Source organism: Stenotrophomonas sp., from assembly GCF_032099025.1.
Classification (GTDB): domain Bacteria; phylum Pseudomonadota; class Gammaproteobacteria; order Xanthomonadales; family Xanthomonadaceae; genus Stenotrophomonas.
The window spans coordinates 17479-37285 of record NZ_DAMCID010000013.1; the positions used below are offsets into that span (position 1 = coordinate 17479).

18 protein-coding genes are annotated in these 19807 nt (G+C 67.0%); 17 read left to right on the forward strand and 1 reads right to left on the reverse strand.

Translation table 11 applies throughout. The features are described from left to right. Positions 1-2 precede the first annotated feature (2 nt). From sufC to RT456_RS10875, 5 genes are all read left to right on the forward strand, one after another. Positions 3-767: a Fe-S cluster assembly ATPase SufC gene (gene sufC, locus RT456_RS10855; protein WP_313346313.1), complete on the forward strand. Its 765-nt coding sequence runs from the start codon at positions 3-5 to the stop codon at positions 765-767. Then, positions 767-2029 carry a Fe-S cluster assembly protein SufD gene (gene sufD / locus RT456_RS10860; protein WP_313346315.1) on the forward strand — a complete coding sequence of 421 codons (1263 nt, stop codon included), beginning with the start codon at positions 767-769 and terminating at the stop codon, positions 2027-2029. The genes sufC and sufD overlap by 1 nt, the downstream gene beginning before the upstream one ends. Then, complete coding sequence (locus tag RT456_RS10865; protein ID WP_313346317.1) at positions 2026-3282, forward strand: cysteine desulfurase; 1257 nt, start codon at positions 2026-2028, stop codon at positions 3280-3282. Before sufD ends, RT456_RS10865 begins: the two co-directional genes overlap by 4 nt. A 760-nt stretch (positions 3283-4042) precedes the next feature. Further along, positions 4043-4252: a hypothetical protein gene (locus RT456_RS10870; protein ID WP_313346319.1), complete on the forward strand. Its 210-nt coding sequence runs from the start codon at positions 4043-4045 to the stop codon at positions 4250-4252. A gap of 166 nt (positions 4253-4418) precedes the next feature. Further along, on the forward strand, positions 4419-5075 hold the full coding sequence (locus RT456_RS10875; protein ID WP_313346321.1) for an energy transducer TonB: 657 nt from the start codon (positions 4419-4421) through the stop codon (positions 5073-5075). Positions 5076-5086: 11 nt separating this feature from the next. On the opposite strand, the gene RT456_RS10880 is transcribed toward RT456_RS10875, so the two are convergent. Continuing rightward, on the reverse strand, positions 5087-5500 hold the full coding sequence (locus RT456_RS10880) for a hypothetical protein (protein ID WP_313346322.1): 414 nt from the start codon (positions 5498-5500) through the stop codon (positions 5087-5089). Positions 5501-5835: 335 nt separating this feature from the next. On the opposite strand from RT456_RS10880, the gene RT456_RS10885 reads away from it, so the two are divergent. The 12 genes from RT456_RS10885 to RT456_RS10940 all read left to right on the forward strand — a co-directional run bounded on the left by RT456_RS10885 (position 5836) and on the right by RT456_RS10940 (position 19700). After that, positions 5836-6372, forward strand: coding sequence for a GNAT family N-acetyltransferase (locus tag RT456_RS10885; RefSeq protein WP_313346324.1), 537 nt, complete (start codon positions 5836-5838; stop codon positions 6370-6372). After that, the gene (locus tag RT456_RS10890; RefSeq protein WP_313346326.1) at positions 6369-6701 is read left to right on the forward strand and encodes a non-heme iron oxygenase ferredoxin subunit; all 333 of its coding nucleotides are present in this window, start codon (positions 6369-6371) and stop codon (positions 6699-6701) included. Before RT456_RS10885 ends, RT456_RS10890 begins: the two co-directional genes overlap by 4 nt. Positions 6702-6863: 162 nt before the next feature. Continuing rightward, complete coding sequence (locus tag RT456_RS10895; protein ID WP_313346328.1) at positions 6864-7502, forward strand: LysE family translocator; 639 nt, start codon at positions 6864-6866, stop codon at positions 7500-7502. An 822-nt stretch (positions 7503-8324) separates the two neighbouring features. Further along, on the forward strand, positions 8325-10646 hold the full coding sequence (locus RT456_RS10900; RefSeq protein WP_313346330.1) for a catecholate siderophore receptor Fiu: 2322 nt from the start codon (positions 8325-8327) through the stop codon (positions 10644-10646). A 51-nt stretch (positions 10647-10697) separates the two neighbouring features. Next, complete coding sequence (locus RT456_RS10905) at positions 10698-11384, forward strand: Fe2+-dependent dioxygenase (RefSeq protein ID WP_313346332.1); 687 nt, start codon at positions 10698-10700, stop codon at positions 11382-11384. 195 nt (positions 11385-11579) lie between these two features. Then, entirely contained in the window at positions 11580-12002 is a 423-nt protein-coding gene (locus RT456_RS10910) for a hypothetical protein (RefSeq protein WP_313346334.1), read from the forward strand. Positions 12003-12152: 150 nt separating this feature from the next. Next, a complete protein-coding gene (locus RT456_RS10915; RefSeq protein WP_313346336.1) occupies positions 12153-14585 on the forward strand; it encodes a TonB-dependent receptor in 2433 nt (810 codons plus the stop codon). A gap of 350 nt (positions 14586-14935) precedes the next feature. Then, complete coding sequence (locus tag RT456_RS10920) at positions 14936-15577, forward strand: PepSY-associated TM helix domain-containing protein (protein ID WP_313346555.1); 642 nt, start codon at positions 14936-14938, stop codon at positions 15575-15577. Positions 15578-15614: 37 nt separating this feature from the next. Then, positions 15615-16133, forward strand: a complete 519-nt coding sequence (locus RT456_RS10925) for a DUF2271 domain-containing protein (RefSeq protein ID WP_313346338.1) — start codon at positions 15615-15617, stop codon at positions 16131-16133. A gap of 56 nt (positions 16134-16189) precedes the next feature. After that, complete coding sequence (locus tag RT456_RS10930; RefSeq protein WP_313346340.1) at positions 16190-16996, forward strand: DUF4198 domain-containing protein; 807 nt, start codon at positions 16190-16192, stop codon at positions 16994-16996. A gap of 125 nt (positions 16997-17121) precedes the next feature. Next, entirely contained in the window at positions 17122-18093 is a 972-nt protein-coding gene (locus RT456_RS10935) for an FAD:protein FMN transferase (protein ID WP_313346342.1), read from the forward strand. Next, entirely contained in the window at positions 18090-19700 is a 1611-nt protein-coding gene (locus tag RT456_RS10940) for a sulfite reductase subunit alpha (protein ID WP_313346344.1), read from the forward strand. The genes RT456_RS10935 and RT456_RS10940 overlap by 4 nt, the downstream gene beginning before the upstream one ends. Positions 19701-19807: the final 107 nt, after the last annotated feature.

A 19807-nucleotide genomic window follows, 5' to 3' on the forward strand; every position in this document is an offset into this window, starting at 1 on the left:
TCATGCTGAAGATTGATAACCTCCACGCCCGCATCGGCGACAAAGAAATCCTCAAGGGCCTGTCGCTGGACGTGAAGCCCGGCCAGGTGCACGCCATCATGGGCCCCAACGGCGCGGGCAAGTCCACGCTGGGCAACGTGCTGGCCGGCCGCGACGGCTATGACGTCAGCGAAGGCAGCGTGCTGTTCGAAGGCAACAACCTGCTTGAGCTGGCGCCGGAAGAACGCGCCGCCGCCGGGCTGTTCCTGGCCTTCCAGTACCCGGTGGAAATCCCCGGCGTGAACAACACCTACTTCCTGCGCGCCGCGCTCAACGCCCAGCGCAAGGCGCGCGGCGAGGAAGAACTGGACTCCATGCAGTTCCTAAAGCTGGTGCGCCAGAAGCTGGCCGTGCTGCACCTGAAGGACGAACTGCTGCACCGTGGCGTCAACGAAGGCTTCTCCGGTGGCGAGAAGAAGCGCAACGAGATCTTCCAGCTGGCCGTGCTCGAGCCGAAGCTCGCCATCCTGGACGAAACCGATTCGGGCCTGGACATCGACGCACTGAAGAGCGTGGCCGACGGCGTCAACGCGCTGCGCTCGCCGGACCGTTCGTTCCTGGTCATCACCCATTACCAGCGCCTGCTCGACTACATCAAGCCGGACGTGGTGCACGTGCTGGCCGACGGCAAGATCGTGCAGAGCGGCGGCCCTGAACTGGCCCTGGAACTGGAAGCCCACGGCTACCACTTCCTGAAGGACCGTGTGGTGCCGGAGGCAGCGGTCTGATGAGCGTCCTGCTGGATTCCCTCGCCAGCGGCTTCTGCGGCAGCGACGCCCGTCGCGCCGAACTGGATGCCGCCCTGCAGGCCGGCCTGCCCGGCCCGCGCTCCGAAGCCTGGAAGTACACCTCGCTGCGCCAGCTGGAGCGCCGCAGCTTCAGCCCCGCACCGCTGTCGGCAGCGCCGGTGGACACCGCCCTGCTGGCCGACATCGCCGCCCCGCGACTGGTGTTCGTCAACGGCCGCCCGTCCGATGCACTGAGCGACCTGTCGGCGCTGCCGGCAGGCGTGCAGGTGCAGACCCTGTCCTCGGCGCTGGGCGCCGGTGACGAGGCCCTGCGCTTCCTCGGCCGCCGCTTCGAACGCAGCGAAGAAGTGTTCGCCCGCCTCAACGCCGCCCTCGCCGACGAAGGCGTGCTGGTGCGCGTGGACGACGGCGTCCAGGTCGATATCCCACTGCAACTGGTTTTCATCAGCGTTGCCGGCGATACCGACCTGGCCTGGCACCACCGCCACCTGATCGAACTGCGCGCCGGCGCCTCGCTGGGCGTGGTCGAGCACCACCTGCACGCCGGCGATGCCGCGCACCTGGACAACACCCTGGTGCACGTCCACCTGGCGCAGGATGCGGTGCTCTCGCATGCCCGCGTGCAGGCCGACAGCGCCCGCGCCACCGCGTTCCTGCGCACCGACGCCGTGCTGGCCCGCAATGCGCGGTACCGCCGCATCGACCTGGAACTGGGTGCCGCCCTGAGCCGCCATGAGCTCAACGTGCGCCTGGAAGGCGACAACGCCCAGCTCACCGCCAACGGCGTGCTGCTCGGCAACGGCCGCCGCCACATCGACACCCGCCTGGGCATCGAGCACATCGCGCGCGACACCGCGTCGGAGATGGTGTGGCGCGGCGTGGCCGCCAACCGCAGCCGCGTGGTCTTCCACGGCGGCATCCACATCCGCGCCGGCGCCGATGGCACCGATGCCAACCTCTCCAACAAGAACCTGCTGCTCTCGGCCGACGCCGAGATCGATACCCAGCCCACGCTGGTGATCGACGCCGATGAAGTGAAGGCCGCGCACGGCGCGACCGTCGGCCAGCTCGACGCCAACGCGCTGTTCTACCTGCGTTCGCGCGGCCTGCCCGCCGACCAGGCGCAGCAGCTGCTCAGCGCCGCGTTCTGCCACGAGCCGCTCAACGCGCTCGATGCACGCCTCACCGCGCAGCTGCGCCAGCAGCTGGATCTCGCCCTGGCCCGCGCAGGCGTCGCATGAACCTGTCCACCCCGCGCCCGCTCGCCGACACCGTCGACGCGCCCGACTGGGACCGTGTCCGCCTGGACTTCCCGCTGTTGATGCGCGAAGTACACGGCAAGCCGCTGGTGTACTTCGACAATGCCAACACCGGCCAGAAGCCGGTGCAGGTGATCGGCGCGGTGGACGAGTTCTACCGCCGCTACAACGCCAACGTCAGCCGCGCCGTGCACGCACTCGGCACCGAAGCCACCGACGCCTACGAAGGCGCGCGCAACAAGCTGGCGCGTTTCCTCAACGTGCGTGCCAGCGAACTGATCCTGTGCAGCGGCACCACCTTCGCCATCAACCTGGTGGCGTACTCGTGGGCGCTGCCGCGTCTGAAGGCGGGCGATGTCATCCTGGTCTCGCGCATGGAGCACCACGCCAACATCGTGCCGTGGCAGCTGGTCGCCCAGCGTACCGGCGCGACGATCCGCGTGGCCGAGATCACCCCGGAGGGTGCGCTCGACCTGGAAGCCCTGCGCAAGGCCATGACCCCCGAGGTCAAGCTGCTCGCCGTGGCCCACGTCTCCAACGTGCTGGGCACGGTGAACCCGGTGCGCGAGATCTGCCGTGAAGCGCGCAAGCGCGGCATCATCACCGTGGTGGACGGCTCGCAGGCCGTGCCGCACCGCAAGGTCGACATCGCCGCCATCGGCTGCGATTTCTACGCCATCACTGGCCACAAGATGTGTGGCCCCACCGGCACCGGCGCACTGTGGGCGAAGCGCGAGCATCTGGATGCCATGCCGCCGTTCCTCGGCGGCGGCGAGATGATCAAGGAAGTGAGCTTCGAGGGCACCGTGTTCAACGACGCCCCGCACAAGTTCGAAGCCGGCACCCCCAACATCGCCGGCTTCATCGGCCTGGGCGTGGCGGTGGACTACCTCGAATCACTGGGCCTGGACCACGTGGAAGCACGCGAAGGCGAATTGCTGGCGCACTTCACCGAAGAGCTCAACAAGATCGACGGCCTGCGCATCTTCGGCACCACGCCGGACAAGGCCGCCGTTGTCTCGTTCCTGATCGAAGGCGCACACGCGCACGACCTGGCCACCCTGCTGGACCTGGAAGGCATGGCGATTCGTTCGGGGCAGCATTGTGCGCACCCGTTGCTGCAGTATTACGGCGTTGCGGCTACGTGCAGGGCATCGCTGGCGTTCTACAACACGCATGCGGAGATCGAGCGGTTCATTGCGGCGTTGAGCAAAGTCCGCAAATTGCTCGGCTGACGCTTGTGAGCGTTGCCGAAATGAAAGACGCCGCGGAAAACCGCGGCGTTTTTGCATGGCGCATCCCACCGCCTCATCCGTCACACCAGGCCCTGACCTGGTAGCGCGCGACCGTTGGTCGTGCGGCTCGCCATTCGTGTTTCGCGACCTTCCCGGGATGCCCGAGGCTGAGCCGCGCCTGTCCTTGCCACCCCATCCAGGCAGGAGACAGAACATCCAGATGCCAATGGCGACCTTGGATAGAACGATCAAGATACCCGATACATTCTTCACGGCACCATCTTCCAACCTCGCCATTAACAGCCCGGGACTGTTTGACTTCGGTCGGCCACAGGTGCAGGCTGCGGCCCAAGGGAGACAGCTACGCTCGCCTTATCTGCCTTTATGGCGTGATCGTAGTGATGACGAAGCGCACTTGTTTCATACGAAGCTGCCAGTGGACATGACATCCAACGTGGAGACGTAGCGAACATGAAAAGCATATGCCCGTCACTCCTTCTCGCTTTATCGATGATTGCAATCACACCACCTTCAACATCTCTCGCCAGCGGCACTGACGACGAGCCCGAGGCTAACGAGGCGTTGCGGGAGAAGGCCAGGAACTCACCAAGAGCGCTGGAGCTGGAAAAGAAATTTCACGAATGCGAAGCCAGGGTCAATCGAGAACCCACGACAAGCGAAACGTGCCAGGAAGAGTTGTCTGACTATCTTCAAGAGGTAGACCACCAACTGAGCAAAGCGCTCTTCAAGTAGATTCCGCATGAAGGTTGGGGCTGATACCAAACATGCCCCCTTGATCAACCTGGCTACTGTAAGAATGCCGTCTGCCTCTAAGCATGGCGACAGCGATGGCACCACCATCATCCGTGGTGCCATCGCCCTTGAAAAATACGTCGACGCATTGCTGGTGCTCCAGAACCAAGCGAAGGGTCATCCGGGCAGAGCGTACGACGAAGTAGCCGTGCAATAATGAGAACCCTTCTCATCAATACTGCTGGATGTTGCCGGTCGCTCCCAGTGCCGCGGGCACCCCATTGCAACACGCTTGCCTGCCGGGCCTGCACCTGGGTGTCCCGGTTCGTGCACGGGCACGCGCGTCGTTTACCGAACGCCACACCCGCAAACTCGCTGGCAGCTTGACCGTCCTGGCCCACGCCGCGGCCATCGCGCTGCTGTTCTGGACCCACTACGGCACCACCCTGGTACAGCCTCCCCCGCCGACCGAGCGCACCCAGCTGGTCCTGCTGCCGCCGCGCGCGCCGGAAGTGCCGTTGCAGGACATCGTCGCCCCTACGCCAAGCACGGCGGCCGCGCGCCAGCAGCAGAAGCCGGAACCCCCACGCGACCTGCCAAAAACGCCACCGCGCGAAACAGCCAAGTGGGTCGTCCCGCCGCCCACGCCGCCGCGACCGCTCACCGATGTGCCCGCTCCCCTTCAGCAACAGGTCTCGATTGCCGCCGCACCGCCCAGCCCACCGCTGCCGCCGGGACCGAGCGAGACCTCACCGGGCCGCGATAGCTGGGAGGGCCGCGTAATGGCCCGGCTCGAGCGCTTCCGCCGCTACCCGCACGCCGCACGGGCACGCCGCATTGAAGGCATCGTGCAGGTGCGGGTGAGCGTGGCGCGCGATGGCCGCCTGTTGTCACTCTCGGTGGAGCAGAGTTCCGGCCAGCCGTCGCTGGACCAGGCCGCACTGGATACGTTCCGCCGTGCCGAGCCCTTGCCGCCGGTGCCCGATGAGCGTCCCGCGCCGGTGGAACTCTCGTTCCCGGTCGAATTCTTCATGCGCTGACCGGCGCACGCTTACTTCTCCAGCGCCTTCACTGCCCTGGCGATCTGTTCGACCAGCAACTGCGTGGAATGATCGGGCTGGCTGGAATGCGAGCGCTTGGCCGCGTCATGCGCGTCCACCAGCAGCGTGTGGCGGATCTCCGCGTCGTCCTCGACCTCGGCAGCGGCAAAGCGCCGGGCCGCGAGGTAGTACAGCTCCTGCGCGTCACCAAGATCGCACGCCCGTTCGCGCCATCGCTCGGCCAGCACGTCGTTGCCGAGAGTCGCCTCGTAGTGCGCGATGAGCCGCTTGATCGCAGCCAGGTCGCCGGCATCGGCGGCCGCCATGACGGCGACCTTCTCCCGCCCCGAAATATGGTCGCCTTCATCGCCGGCAGTGCACGCCACCAGTGCCGCTGCCACTACCAGGATCGACACCTTCTTCATGACCTACCGCCGGAAGTGAAAGGGTGCTGCCCGCCGCGCGGCAGATTCGGCCTTTGCGCGCAGTGCCCCACCACCCGCGAGGCACGGCGCGCCATGTCGCAGCGGACGAGCAGCGGGCTCATCCTAGGGGCGTACACCCGGGGCGGCTAACGCAGTGTTTCAATCGTTTTCAGTGGCGTGATTCACAGAGCGAGTGGATTCATCAAATTCCGTACATCACCGGAAATGATGCGCGACACAGTGGGTCAATTGCGACACCAACGGCCGCCCCGACACCGCCATATGCCGTGCCGAATCTCCTCCACTCCCGCCTCGGCCCGCCTTAGAATGTCGCCATGAGCACCCTGACCTTCCGCGCCGCGACCGCCGCCGACATCCCCGCCCTGATCACGCTGGTCACCTCGGCCTACCGTGGCGACGCCAGCCGCGCCGGCTGGACCACCGAAGCCGACATGCTGGACGGCGCCCGCATCGACGCGCAGGGCCTGCAGGCCGACCTCGCCCGGCCGCGCAGCACCATCCTGCTGGCCGAGCGCGACGGGCAGCTGCTGGCCTGCGCGCACGTCGCCGATGACCAGGGAAAGGGCTACTTCGGCATGTTCTCGGTGGACCCGGCCCAGCAGGGCGGCGGCATCGGCAAGCAGCTGATGGACGCCGCCGAGGCCCACGCCGCGCGCGAATGGGGCGTTCCGGTGATGCAGATGACGGTCATCGACATCCGCGACGAGCTGATCGCCTTCTATGAGCGCCGCGGCTACCAGCGTACCGGCATCAAGAAGCCGTTCCCCTATGGGGACGAGCGCTTCGGCATACCCAAGCGCGATGACCTGCGCTTCGAGATTCTGGAAAAGCCGCTGGTTGCCGCGGCATGAGCGAGACCTGGACCTTCGTCTGCGCCAGCACCGAGCTGCTGCCGGGCGAGCTGAAGAGCACCTTCGACGAGGTCACCGGCACCCCGATCGTGGTGTTCAATCTGGATGGCGAGCTGTACGCACTGGAAGACCAGTGCACCCATGACGAGTTCGACCTGTCCTCTGGTACCTTCGACACCGCCGAGGGCAGCATCGAATGCGTGCTGCACGGGGCGCGCTTCGATATCCGCGACGGCCGCGCCCTGTGCGCCCCGGCCTATTCACCGGTGGCGAAGTTCCCGGTGAAGCGCGAGCACGACGGGGTCTGGACCCGCGACGACCGCGACTGAGGGTGACTGGAGTCGGCATGCGCGGACGCAAGCGATTGCCGCCGGTTCTGGCTGTTCGCGATCAATAAAAGCTCTGCGAACGCCACGGAAACTGTGCGGCAGTGCAGGCCGCGCGTCGGGGCCATCGAAGACAATTGCCGCTCGTGTACATATCGAACGCCATTGAACACCGTCATAGCCGCCACGTATGTTTTTACGGTCACCCTTCTAGTAGCAACACCAGGTCCTGTTGTCGCGCTGATAGTAAATACGGCAAGCACTGCAGGGGCACGACAGGCGTTTTTGACCGCGATAGGGACCAACCTGGCTTCGTTGGCTTTAATCTCCCTGGCCGCTTACACCGTCATCGCAAGCGTAGCCGTCAGCCCGGTGTTCATGAGTATTTTTGGCTTGTTCGGCTGCGTGTTCATAGGCTATCTGGCACTCGATGCCCTGAGCCGCAGGCCCGATCAAGCAAGCACAGTCGACAGCGACACTGGGAGCACCGTTCATGGTGGCCTATGGCGAGGGTTGCTCCTGGGAATCTCCAACCCGAAGGACATCATTTTCTTCGTCGCCTTCTTTCCGCAATTCATACAGATCACGCCCTCGCCGAAGCACAGCCTGCTTCTATTGTCGGTGCTGTGGGTCGTGATCGATCTGTCCGTCCTGGGCGCCTACATCCTGATTACCAGAAAGTTGGTCAGCCATATCAGCGAGCGCCTGATTTCCAGGTGCGCGGGAGCAGCCTTGCTACTCGTGGCGCTATCGGGAACAGCCTACAACGGCCGCGACCTTCTTCGACTGCTGGCTGTGGATTGATGACGGTGTCAGTACCGCGCCCTTTGCGCGCCGGCCTACGGCCGTGCCCAGATTCCCGGTGAAGCGCGAGCACGGCGGGGTCTAGACCCGCGACGACCGCGAGTGACGCGCGTTGGCCATAGGGAACGCAGATGACCAATCCGTGCCCTAGGCCACATCTGCAGATGCGAATCATTACTATTTCTGTTAATTTATCGTCATTGCCCTTCCGGCCTGACCGAACTGCCGCCACATGGCTCCCGCCCGTGACGCCCCTGCCGCCGCCCGACTGACCGCCCTGTTGCTGGGTGCGGTAGCAACGGCGTGCCTGCTGGCGGCAGTGCTGGGCTGGCGTACTGCGCCGCAAGCCGGCGGCCTTCAGGGGATGAACGCCGCTGGTGTCCCCGTCGCTGCGCTGCTCGCACCGGCGAGCACGCCGGCTGCGGCCGAACATCAGGCTGGAACCCCTGCACCACAGGGTCCCGCCGCTGGCATGCATGGCAGCGCACGGGCCGAACTCGACCCCGAATCCGGCCGCGCCACCAAGCCCGCGCCCCTGTCCGCCACCGCCCGCATTCAAGGCGGTCCTCCGGCCACAGCACCGCGTTTGGCGCGCGTCCTGCCGCCCCTTCCAGCGCGCGCGGCCCGCTCCCATCTTTCCCAGGCGCCGCCGGCGCGCGCCTGACCGTCGCTGTGCCGGCGTCCCTCTGACGCCGCGATCGGTTCCACGCCGTGCGCCTGCCGCACCACCGCCTTACGTCGCTCGTCCACGCCCTGCGCGCCCGGCCCCGCCCGTGCGCGTCAGTCCCGTATCCAACGTTCCGTTTCAGGTCCGTCATTCCCATGATCAAGAGCCGCAAGCACTCCACCCCTTCCCGCAGCGCCGCCAGCCTGGCTACTGCCAGCCTCGTTACCGGCCTGAGCCTGGCCGCGCTGCCCCTCGCGTCCCACGCACAGGCCAGCGGCAATGCCCCGCAGACGCTGGACCAGGTCCATGTACTGGGCGTGCGCGGCTTCAAGGCCGACAAGGTTGCCTCGCCGAAGTTCACCCAGTCGCTGCAGGACACCCCGCAGACCATCCAGGTGATCACCAGCGACCTGTTCAACCAGCAGGGCGCGACCACCCTGACCGAGGCGCTGCGCAACAGCCCCGGCGTGGGCACCTTCTACGTGGGTGAGAACGGCAACACCAACACCGGCGACAGCATCTTCATGCGCGGCTTCGACACCTCCAGCAGCATCTTCGTCGATGGCGTGCGCGACCTGGGATCGATCTCGCGCGATGTGTTCAACACCGAACAGGTGGAGGTCTCCAAGGGGCCGGCCGGCACCGACAACGGTCGTTCGGCGCCCACCGGTTCGATCAACATGGTGAGCAAGCAGGCCAACCTGCACGACGCCGTCAGCGGCACGCTGTCGGCCGGCAGTGACAGCCAGCAGCGCGGCACGGCCGACTGGAACCAGACGCTCGGCGCCACCGGCGCGGTGCGTCTGAACGCGATGTGGCAGGACAGCGACCAGCCCGGCCGCGACCATGTCAACAACAAGCGCTGGGGCATCGCCCCGTCGCTGGCGTTCGGGCTGGGCACATCCACCCGCTACATCCTCAACCTGCTGTACGTGGACCAGCAGAACGTGCCGGACGGCGGCGTGCCCACCCTTGGCCTGCCCGGCTGGACGCCGCAGCCCACGCTGGAACAGCTGGCCGGCCACCCGGTGGACAGCGAGAACTTCTACGGCACGCGTGCCGACCATGACGATGTCACCGCGAAGATGGCCACCTTCCGCATCGAGCACGATTTCAACGACGCCGTGCGCCTGACCAACACCGCACGCTGGGGCCGCACCGACCAGGACTACATGCTCACCGCCTTCATGGGCACCGGCACGCGCGGTGCCAACGGCGCACCGACCGGCAACATCCGCTATACCGACCGCAACAACCTGGACACCTACACCATCGCGCGCAGCCTGCCGACGTTCAAGGACCAGCAGAACACCATCCTGACCGACCAGCTGAACCTGCGCGCGGACTTCACCACCGGGGCCATCGTGCACAACCTGACCACCGGCCTGGAGTTCACCCGCGAAGAGTTGAAGAGCTTTGGCCAGGCCGCCACCAACGGCACCACCTGGTCGCCGGCCAATCTGTACAACCCGGACTGGAACGCCACTGGCCTGACGTGGGCGCACAACGGCGCCGACAGCCGCGGCAAGACCACCACTTCCTCGGTCTACCTGTTCGATACGCTGCACTTCACCGACAGCTTCCTGGTCACCGCCGGCCTGCGCGCGGACCACTACAAGACCGAGTACCAGAGCGCCACGGTGTGCGGCGGGCGCGGCCCGGCGTGTGGCAGCAATCCGGTGGGCACGGTGATCACCAACCCGTCGTTGGAACACGCCGACACCCTGCTCAACTGGAAGCTGGGCGCCGTGTACAAGGTGGGTGACATCGTCAGCCTGTACGGCAATTACGCACTGTCCCAGCAGCCCCCGGGTGGCAGCAACTTCCAGCTGAGCAGCTCGGCCAGCAGCGCCGACAACCCCAGCCTGGATCCTCAGAAAGCCAAGACGCTTGAAGTGGGCACCAAGTGGGCGTTCCTGGACGACACGCTGGCGTTCAACGTGGCGCTGTTCAAGACCGAGGTCAGCAACGAGATCAACACCCAGGTGCTGGACGACGCCGGCAATCCCACCCAGACCGGCAAGAAGACGGTGCAGGGCATCGAAGTTTCCACCGTGGGCCGCATCACCGACAACTGGTCGGTGTCGGCCGGCTACAGTCACCTGGATACCGAAGTGGAGGAAGGCGCCAACGTGGCCGCCGACGGCACCCGCAACCTGACCTACACGCCGGGCGCGACGTTCACCAGCTGGACCAGCTACACCTTCCCGTTCGGCCTGACCGTGGGCGGCGGTGTGCGCTACGCCGGCCAGATGCACCGTGGCACGGACGGCGCGGTGGGCACTCCGGCGTTCACCAAGTCCTACACGGTCTACGATGCCGTGGCCTCGTACGCGATCAACGAGCACCTGGTACTGCGCTTGAATGCCTACAACCTGTTCGACAAGCAGTACGTGGCCGCGATCAACAAGAGCGGTTACCGTTACACGCCCGGCGCACCGCGCAGCGTGCTGTTCAGCGCGGACTTCCGCTTCTGATGCAGCGGCGGCGGGGTACTGCCCCGCCGCCGGTCTTCCAAGGACACTGCCATGCTGCTGCACGTACCCGATGTGCTCACTGCCGACGAACTGGCCCACCTGCAGCGCGCGTTGGCCGGCGCCGAGTGGGCCGATGGCCGCGAGACCGTGGGCGCGCAGGGCGCGCAGGTCAAGCGCAACCAGCAGCTGCCCGACGCATCCCCGCTGAAGGCCGAACTGGGGCGGATAGTGCTGGCCGCGCTGGAGCGGCATCCGTTGTTCTTTGCCGCGGCCCTGCCGCTGCGGATCCTGCCGCCCCGCTTCAACCGTTACCAGGGCGGCGGGGAGTACGGCTTCCACGTCGATGGCGCAGTGATGATCACCGCCCAGGATGGCCACCGCAGCCATCTGCGTTCGGACGTGTCATGCACCCTGTTCCTCAATGACCCCGAGGACTATGACGGCGGCGAGCTGGTGATCAGCGATACCTACGGCGAGCATGAAGTAAAACTGCCGGCGGGCGACCTGGTGCTGTATCCCTCCAGCAGCCTGCACAAGGTCAATCCGGTCACCCGCGGCGCGCGGCTGGCCTCGTTCTTCTGGGTGCAGAGCATGGTGCGTGACGACGGCACCCGCAGGATGCTGCTGGAGATGGACGGGGCGATTGAAAAGCTCCGTGGGACCGGGGGTGATCCCGGCGCGGTGCTGCAGCTCACCGGGGTGTACCACAACCTGCTGCGGCGTTTCAGCGAGACCTGATACACCGCGCCAACCACGCATGGCGTGCGCCCCATGCCCGTACATTCAAGTAGAGCCACGCCATGCGTGGCTGATCGCGGGCGGCGTGGATCAAACCAAACCAATCTGTAAATCATTCCTATTTGCATTCGTGGCAGGCGCTCCCTACAATTCACGCCGCGCCGGAACGCTGGTGCCTTCGACAGGGATTCCGTCTTGCGCCACCCCCACCGCCACCGCAGCTTTGCCCCCGCCATGCGCGGGCAGCGTCCTGCGTTGGCGACGGTGTTGGCGTGGCTGGGCCTGCTGTCGATGCTGTTCGCCACGCTGCCCGTGCTTGAGCAGCATGTGCCTGGCAGCACCGCGCTGGTGCTGCAGCTACCGGCAGAAGAACGCCCGGCCGGGGAAGGCTCGCCGCGTGAGGAATCGCCGGCCAAACCACGCCGCCTCGCCAGTGCACGTCCGGCCGCCCCGCGCGATGCCGAGCCACGCCTGCCGGTATCGCTGGATGCGCTGATGGCCACGCTCGTGGATCTTCCGCCGCAGGTAGCGCCGTCCATCGACTCGGCGCCGGCCACGCCATTGCCGGCGGCCCCCGGGCTGCGCGTCCAGCGCGGCCAGGCGCCCCCCCAGGGCTGACCCCGGTCGTGTCCACGCCGGCGTTCGCGCCCGGCCCCGGCTGACCACGCCGCCCCGCCCGCACCTGCGGGCCTCCCGCTGATCTTCCGATTCCGCTGCGGCCGTCGGCCACGGCGTTCCCGCGTTCGCATCCTTTTCGAGGTAGCTCCCATGGCCCAGCGCCATCGTCGTCGCACGTCCCTGTCCCGCTGTTCGCTGAGCGTTGCCTTGCTGGGCGCACTCAGCGCGCCCGCCTTTGCTGCCGGTGATGCCGTTGGCGATCCCAAGACCCTGGACCAGGTGGTGGTCACCGCCTCGGGCTTCGAGCAGAAGATCACCGACGCCCCGGCCAGCATCAGCGTGGTCAGCCGCGAGGAGCTGAGCAAGCGCCCCTACACCAGTCTGGTGGATGCGCTGCGCGACGTGGAAGGCATCGACGTGGGCATGGAAACCACCGACAAGAACGGCCGCGCCACCATCTCCATGCGCGGCATGCCGTCGGAGTACACGCTGGTGCTGATCGATGGTCGTCGCCAGAGCAACGTGGGCCAGCTGTACCCGAACAACTTCGGCGGCGGCCAGTTCTCCTACCTGCCGCCGCTGGATGCCATCGAGCGCATCGAAGTGGTGCGCGGCCCGATGTCCACGCTGTACGGCTCCGATGCGATGGGCGGGGTGATCAACATCATCACGCGCCGCAACCAGGACAGCTGGCACGGCTCGGTCACCCAGGGCTTCACCGTGCAGCAGGACGACCAGTTTGGTGATGCGCGCACCACCGATGTGTACCTCACCGGCCCGCTGGTGAAGGAGCGCCTGGACGTGGCCATGCGCGGCAGCTACTACGACGCGAAGGCCTCCAACCCGGAATGGGACGACCTGCCGCTGCCGGATGGCACGCTGTGGGAGCGCAGCATCGGCTTTGGTGGCGGCGGCAAGGCGGTGGCCAATACCAACTGGAACACCGGCGTGCGGCTGAGCTGGGCCATCAATGACGACCACGACCTGTCGCTGGACTACGACGCGTCGCGCCAGAAGTACGACAACAGCGAAGGCCAGACCGGCACGCTGGACAGCCTGGCCAGCCTGTGGCGCGTGGGCAACGCGACCATCCCCAACCCGACCGGCACCGGCACGGTCACCCGCCGCGTGGTGCAGCCGCGCGTGGGCTACACCGCCTACCAGCGCTACGAGCGCGACCAGCTGGCGCTGACCCACCAGGCCCGCTATGCGTTCGGCACCTGGCAGACCACGCTGACCCACACCACCAGCAACAACCTGGGCCGCTCGCTGCCGTTGACCCTGGACGAGCGCGCCGACCTGCAGACGCTCTGGAATGACGTGTGCCGTCGCACCGGCGCCGCCAGCAACTGCGCCGCCGGCCGCACCAATGCGCTGACCGCATTGAACCCGGCCGAGCTGGCCCGCCTGGAAGCCTTCCTGCCGCGCCCGCTGCGCACGATGGAGCTGGAAGGCTACGTGCTGGATACGATGCTGGACATGACCTTCGGCGCGCACAAGCTCACCGTGGGCGGCCAGTACAACGACACCGACATGATCGACGGTGTGTTCGGCATGGACGGCGCCGGCTACCGCGACAACGTGAAGCAGCAGCACCGGATGTGGTCGGTGTTCGCCGAGGACAACTGGTCGCTGACCGACACCCTGACCGCCACCGTGGGCGTGCGTTACGACGACCACAACATCTTCGGCAGCCACGTCAGCCCGCGCGCCTACCTGGTGTGGAATGCCAGCGATGCCTGGACCTTCAAGGGCGGCGTGAGCACCGGCTACAAGACCCCGCGCCCGGACCAGCTGTTCCCCGGTGTCACCGGCTTCGGCGGCCAGGGTGTGCTGCCGCTGGTGGGCTCGCCCAACCTGCAGCCGGAAACCAGCACCAACTATGAAATCGCCAGCTACTACGAGGGCGAGCGCTGGGGCTTCAACCTCACCGGCTTCCTCAACAAGTTCGACGACAAGATCGCCAGCGGCGGCACGTTCCCGAACTGCGAAGTGGCCCCGGCCGGCAGTGGCTACTGCGTGGATGTGGGCCCGGGCTGGGCGGCGCTGGGCTACAGCACCTTCAGCCAGAGCGTGAACATCGACACCGCCGAGACGCGTGGCGTGGAAGCGGCGGCGCATGTGGACCTGCTGGACAGCCTGCAACTGCGCGGCAATTACACGTATACGAAGTCGGAGCAGACCAGTGGTGTGGACAAGGGCAAGCCGGTGGGCGGCACCACGACGCCGGCAAAGCATATGGCCAACGCGAGCCTGAACTGGCAGATCAGCGAGGCGGTGAGCGTGTCGCTGATCGGCGAAGGCCGCTACGACCGGTACCGCGACACGCTGGTGACCAACGTGGGCGGCGTAAGCAATTCGCAGGTGCGCTACTACGATGACTACACGATCTTCCACCTGGGCGGCAGCTGGGACATCAACCGTTGGCTGACCGTCAATGCACGGGTCAACAACCTGTTCGACAAGGACTTCGTGTCGCAGTCGTGCGTGTTGATCAGCGACAGCGAATACAACTGCGTGGACGATTACGCGACGAAGGACCAGCGCCGGAGCTACTGGATTTCGTTGAACGCCACGTTCTGATGGAGGCACGCTCGACGTTTGGCCCGGTGGGGGTTGAACGTCGGGCGGACCGCTTGGTGGATCGGCTTGTAGAGCCACGCCCTGCGTGGCTGCACTTCGTTCCGGGGTCATGAACGTCTGATCGGCCTCTTCGGTTCGGTATAAACGCCGGTTCGATAATCGGCGCCGCGTTGCACCGCCTTCGGATGCCGGTGCCGCGCTGCACGCGGTTGCCACGCAGGGCGTGGCACTACGTCGCCGTTACGTGGCGGTTGGGATCCGGATAGCCCTGGTGACGGCTCCGGATACCAATAATTGCGAACCATTCTCATCAATGGTGTAATTCGCTACTCGCTCCTTCTGTCGTGACCGTGGCCACCAGCGCTCCCCCTTCCGCCGTGCAGCAACAGCAGAGCCGCGGCTTCTGGCTGCGCACGCTGCACCAGTGGCACTGGATCAGTTCGGCGGTGTGCCTGATCGGCATGCTGTTGTTCGCCGCCACTGGCATCACCCTGAACCACGCCGCGAAGATCGAGGCCACGCCGCAGGTGGTCAACCGCCAGCTGGAGCTGCCGGCCGACCTGCTCGGCCAGCTCGGCGACCGCACCGACGGCAACGCCCCGGTACCGCGCCCGGCCGCCCGCTGGCTGGACCGTGCGCTGGGCATCTCGATCGGCCGCCGCCCGGCCGAGTGGTCGGCCGAGGAAATCTACCTCTCCATGCCCAGCCCCGGCGGCGACGCCTGGCTGAGCATCGACCGCGAAACCGGCGCGGTGGAGTACGAAGCCACCACGCGCGGCTGGGTCTCCTACTTCAACGACCTGCACAAGGGCCGCAATGCCGGCCCCGCCTGGGGCTGGTTCCTCGACATCTTCGCCGTGGCCTGCCTGGTGTTCTGCATCACCGGCCTGTTCCTGCTGCACCTGCATGCCCGCCAGCGCCGCATGACCTGGCCGCTGGTCGGGCTGGGGCTGATGGTGCCGCTGCTGATCGCCCTGATCCTGATCCATTGATACTGATCCACTGATCCTTCCCTTCCGGAGCCGCACCATGCGCGTCACCCTCACCATCGCCCTGAGCGGCCTGCTGGCCACGTCGCCCGCCTATGCCACCACGCTGGAGATCAACGTCGAGGTCCCCAAGCTCACCGTGGCCGAGTACCACCGTCCGTATGTGGCGGTGTGGCTGGAAGGCGCAGACCAGAAAGTCGCCGCCAACCTGTCGGTCTGGTACCAGCAGACCGGCAACGCCGAAGGCCATGGCACCAAGTGGCTGCCCGACCTGCGCCAGTGGTGGCGCAAGAGCGGCCGCGCGCTGGACGTGCCGGTGGACGGCGTTACCGGCCCGACCCGCCCGGCCGGCAAGCACGCGCTGTCGTTCAATGACACGCAACCGGCCCTGAAAGCATTGGCGCCGGGCAATTACACTCTGGTGGTGGAAGCGGTGCGCGAAGTCGGCGGCCGCGAACTGCTCAAGATCCCCTTCACCTGGCCGGCCACCGCGCCACAGACCGGCAAGGCGCAGGGCAGCACCGAACTGGGCCTGGTCACGCTGTCGACCAAGCCCTGATGTTTCACTGCCCTTCCGGTTGGGAGGGCGTCCCTCACCCGTACATGGAGTTGTTGATGAAGCGTTCGATCGTCCTAGCCGCCGCCCTGGCCGCCGTCCTTCCGTTCTCCGCCCTGGCCCACAAGGCCTGGTTGCAGCCCTCGCAGACCGTGATCGCCGGCAACAGCCCGTGGATCACCGTCGATGCCGCCGTGTCGAATGACCTGTTCTACTTCAACCACGTGCCGCTGCGCCTGGACAGCCTGGTCATCACCGCACCGGACGGCACCACCGTGCAGCCGCAGAACGCGTCCACCGGCAAGTTCCGCAGCGTGTTCGATGTCGAGCTGACCCAGCAGGGCACCTACCGCCTGGCCTCGGTCAGCAACGGTCTGTCGGCCAGCTGGGAAGAAGACGGCAAGCCCAAGCGCTGGCGCGGCACCGTGGCGGCCTTCGCCACCGAAGTGCCGAAGAAGGCCAAGAAGCTGCAGGTGAGCCAGTCGGTCAACCGCATCGAGACCTTTGTCACCAACGGGACCCCGAACGACACCGCGCTCAAGCCCACCAAGTCGGGCATCGAGCTGGTCGCGGTCGGCCACCCCAACGATCTGGCCGCCGGTGAAGCAGCCAAGTTCCGCGTGCTGGTCGATGGCAAGCCGCGCGCCGGCCTGGCCTTCGAGATCACCCGTGGCGGCACGCGCTATCGCAATGCCCAGGACGAGATCAAGGTCACCAGCGACAAGAAGGGCGAGTTCAGCGTGACCTGGCCGGAAGCCGGCATGTACTGGCTGGAAACCAGCAGCGAAGACAAGAAGGCGACGCTGAAGCAGGCCAAGACCCGCCGCCTGAACTACGTGGCGACGCTGGAAGTACTGCCGCAGTAATCCCGCCGGCAATCGTTGCCCGCGCCATGGGTGCCAGCCCCCTTCACCACGAAGGGGGCTGTCCACCAGACGCATTACGCAATGCCGGGCCCCGCCCGGCAACCAGGCACCACCCACCGCATTCCATGACCTCCTCCCTCGACATCGCCAGCCTCGGTGGCCACACCATGGGCACCACGTGGCAGGTGAAGCTCACCGCCGCGTCGGGCCGCGACCTGCACCCGCTGCATGCGGGCATCCAGGCGCAAGTGGACGCCGTGGTGGCGCAGATGAGTACCTGGGAGGCGGCGAGCGACATCTCCCTGTTCAACAACGCACCCGGCGGCACCTCGCTGCCGCTGCCCGCACTGTTCGCCGAGGTCGTGGCGTGCGCTCTCGACATCGCGCGACGCAGCGAGGGCGCGTTCGATCCAACCGTGGGGCCGCTGGTCGCGCTGTGGGGCTTCGGTGCCCACGCGCATGCCCAACGCGTGCCCGATCCCGCCCTGTTGGACGCCACCCGTGCACGCTGCGGTTGGCAGCGACTGCACTGGCAGCACGGTTGCCTGCTGCAGCCCGGTGGGCTGGAACTGGATCTGTCGGCGATCGCCAAGGGCTTCGCCGTGGACCGGGTCAGCCGCTGGCTGCGCAGCCAGGACATTGCCGCCGCGCTGGTGGAAGTGGGCGGCGAACTGCACGGCTACGGCCGCAAGCCCGATGGGCAACCGTGGCGCGTGCTGGTCGAGGCCGGTCCCGAGGAGGAAGCGGCACTTGCGCATCCGCCGCGCGTGCTGGCCCTGGATGACCTGGCCGTGGCCACGTCCGGCGACCGCTGGCACCAGTTCACCCGCGACGGTGCGCACTACAGCCATACCCTGGACCCGCGCGTGGGCGCGCCGGTCAGCCGCGCCGCGGCCGCAGTGACGGTGGTCGCGCGCGACGCCATGCACGCCGACGGCTGGGCCACCGCGCTCACCGTGATGGGTGCCGAGGCCGGCCTGGCCTTCGCCACCGCGAACGACCTGGCGGCGCGCTTCATCACCCGCGGCGCGCATGGCGTCGACGAACACCTGAGCCCGGGCTTCGCACGACTGCTTGAACGGCAGGCGGCGGCATGAGCCTGCGCCCCTCACGCGCCGTGTTCGGCAACCTCGTGGTCATGCTGCTGCTGGCGCTGGTGGCCTGGCTGCTGCTGCGCCTGCACCTGGAGGAAACCTGGTGGCAGGGTGCGCCGCTCGCATCGCACTGGCGCTGGGCGGCGGGCAGCGTGGCGGCCTATGCCGCGTGCTGCGCGCTGCTGTGGTGGCGCGGTCGCCGTCGCGACGACCACCCCCGTGAGGGGGACGAGGCACCGCTGCTGCTGGTGTGGGCCAGCCAGACCGGCTTCGCGCAGCAACTGTGCGAACGCAGCGCAGATGTCCTGCGCGCGGCCGGTGTGCCGGTACGCGTGCGTGGCCTGCACCAGGTGGATGCCGCACTGCTGCAGCAGTCCACGCGCATGCTGTTGATTGCCAGCACGACCGGCGAAGGCGATGCCCCCGACCACGCCCTGCCCTTCCTGCGCCAGGTGATGGCGCAGCCACTGGCAGTGCCGCACCTTCAGTACGGCGTGCTTGCGCTCGGCGACCGCAGCTACGGTCATTTCTGCGCGTTTGGCCACCAGCTTGACGCGTGGCTGCGCAGGCATGGCGCGCATCCGCTGTTCGACACGATTGAAGTGGACAACGCCGACCCGGCCGCGCTGCGCCATTGGCAGCAGCTGCTGGGCCAGCTTGGCGGCAACGCCACCGACCTGCCCGACTGGACCCCGGCGCAGTACCTGCACTGGCAACTGCGCGATCGCCGGTTGGAGAATCCCGGCAGCCAGGGCGCGGGCACCTGGCGCGTGGCGCTGGTGCCGGCCGACGGCGTGCTGCCGGCATGGGAGGCCGGTGACGTGGTCGAGATCGGCCCGCAGCATGGGCCCACCGACGTCGATGCATGGCTGGCTACGCATGCACGCGATGGGGCGACGATCATCGACGGGCAACCGCTGCGCGCCCATCTGGCGCGCGCGCACCTGCCGGTGCTGCCCGACTCGGTGCCGGCCGATGACGCGGCGCTGGTGGCCGCACTCAAGCCGCTGCCGCACCGCGAATACTCCATCGCCAGCATGCCGGTCGAAGGCGAGGTACTGCTGTTGCTGCGCCGCCTGCTGCGTCCGGATGGCACGCCGGGGCTGGGCAGCGGCTGGTTGTGCGACCACGCCGAACTGGGCGGCCGCATCGACCTGCGCTTCCGCAGCAATCCGAATTTCCATGCGCCCGCGCAGGACGCGCCGTTGATCCTGATCGGCAACGGCACCGGCATTGCCGGCCTGCGCGCGCACCTGCGTGCACGCGTCGATGCGGGCGCAACGCGCAACTGGCTGCTGTTCGGTGAGCGCACCGCCGCGCATGATCTGTACTTCGGCGACGACCTGCAGCGCTGGCAGCAGGCGGGCATGATCGAGCGGCTGGATACGGTGTTCAGTCGTGATGGCGGCGAGCACCGCTACGTCCAGGACCGGCTCACCGCGCACATCGACACGCTGCGCCAGTGGGTGGCCGACGGCGCCACGATCCTGGTCTGCGGCAGCCTGCAGGGCATGGCCCCGGCGGTGGATGCCGTGATCGAACACGCCTTGGGCCGCGACGGCAAAGAGGCGTTGATCGTGGCAGGCCGCTACCGCCGCGACGTATATTGATGACGCACACGGCAGAGCCGACGCGGTAGAGCCGACGGGGTAGAGCCGACTGGGTAGAGCGGACTGTTAGTCCGCTGGCTCTGGCTCTATGCGAACAGCAGCGGACT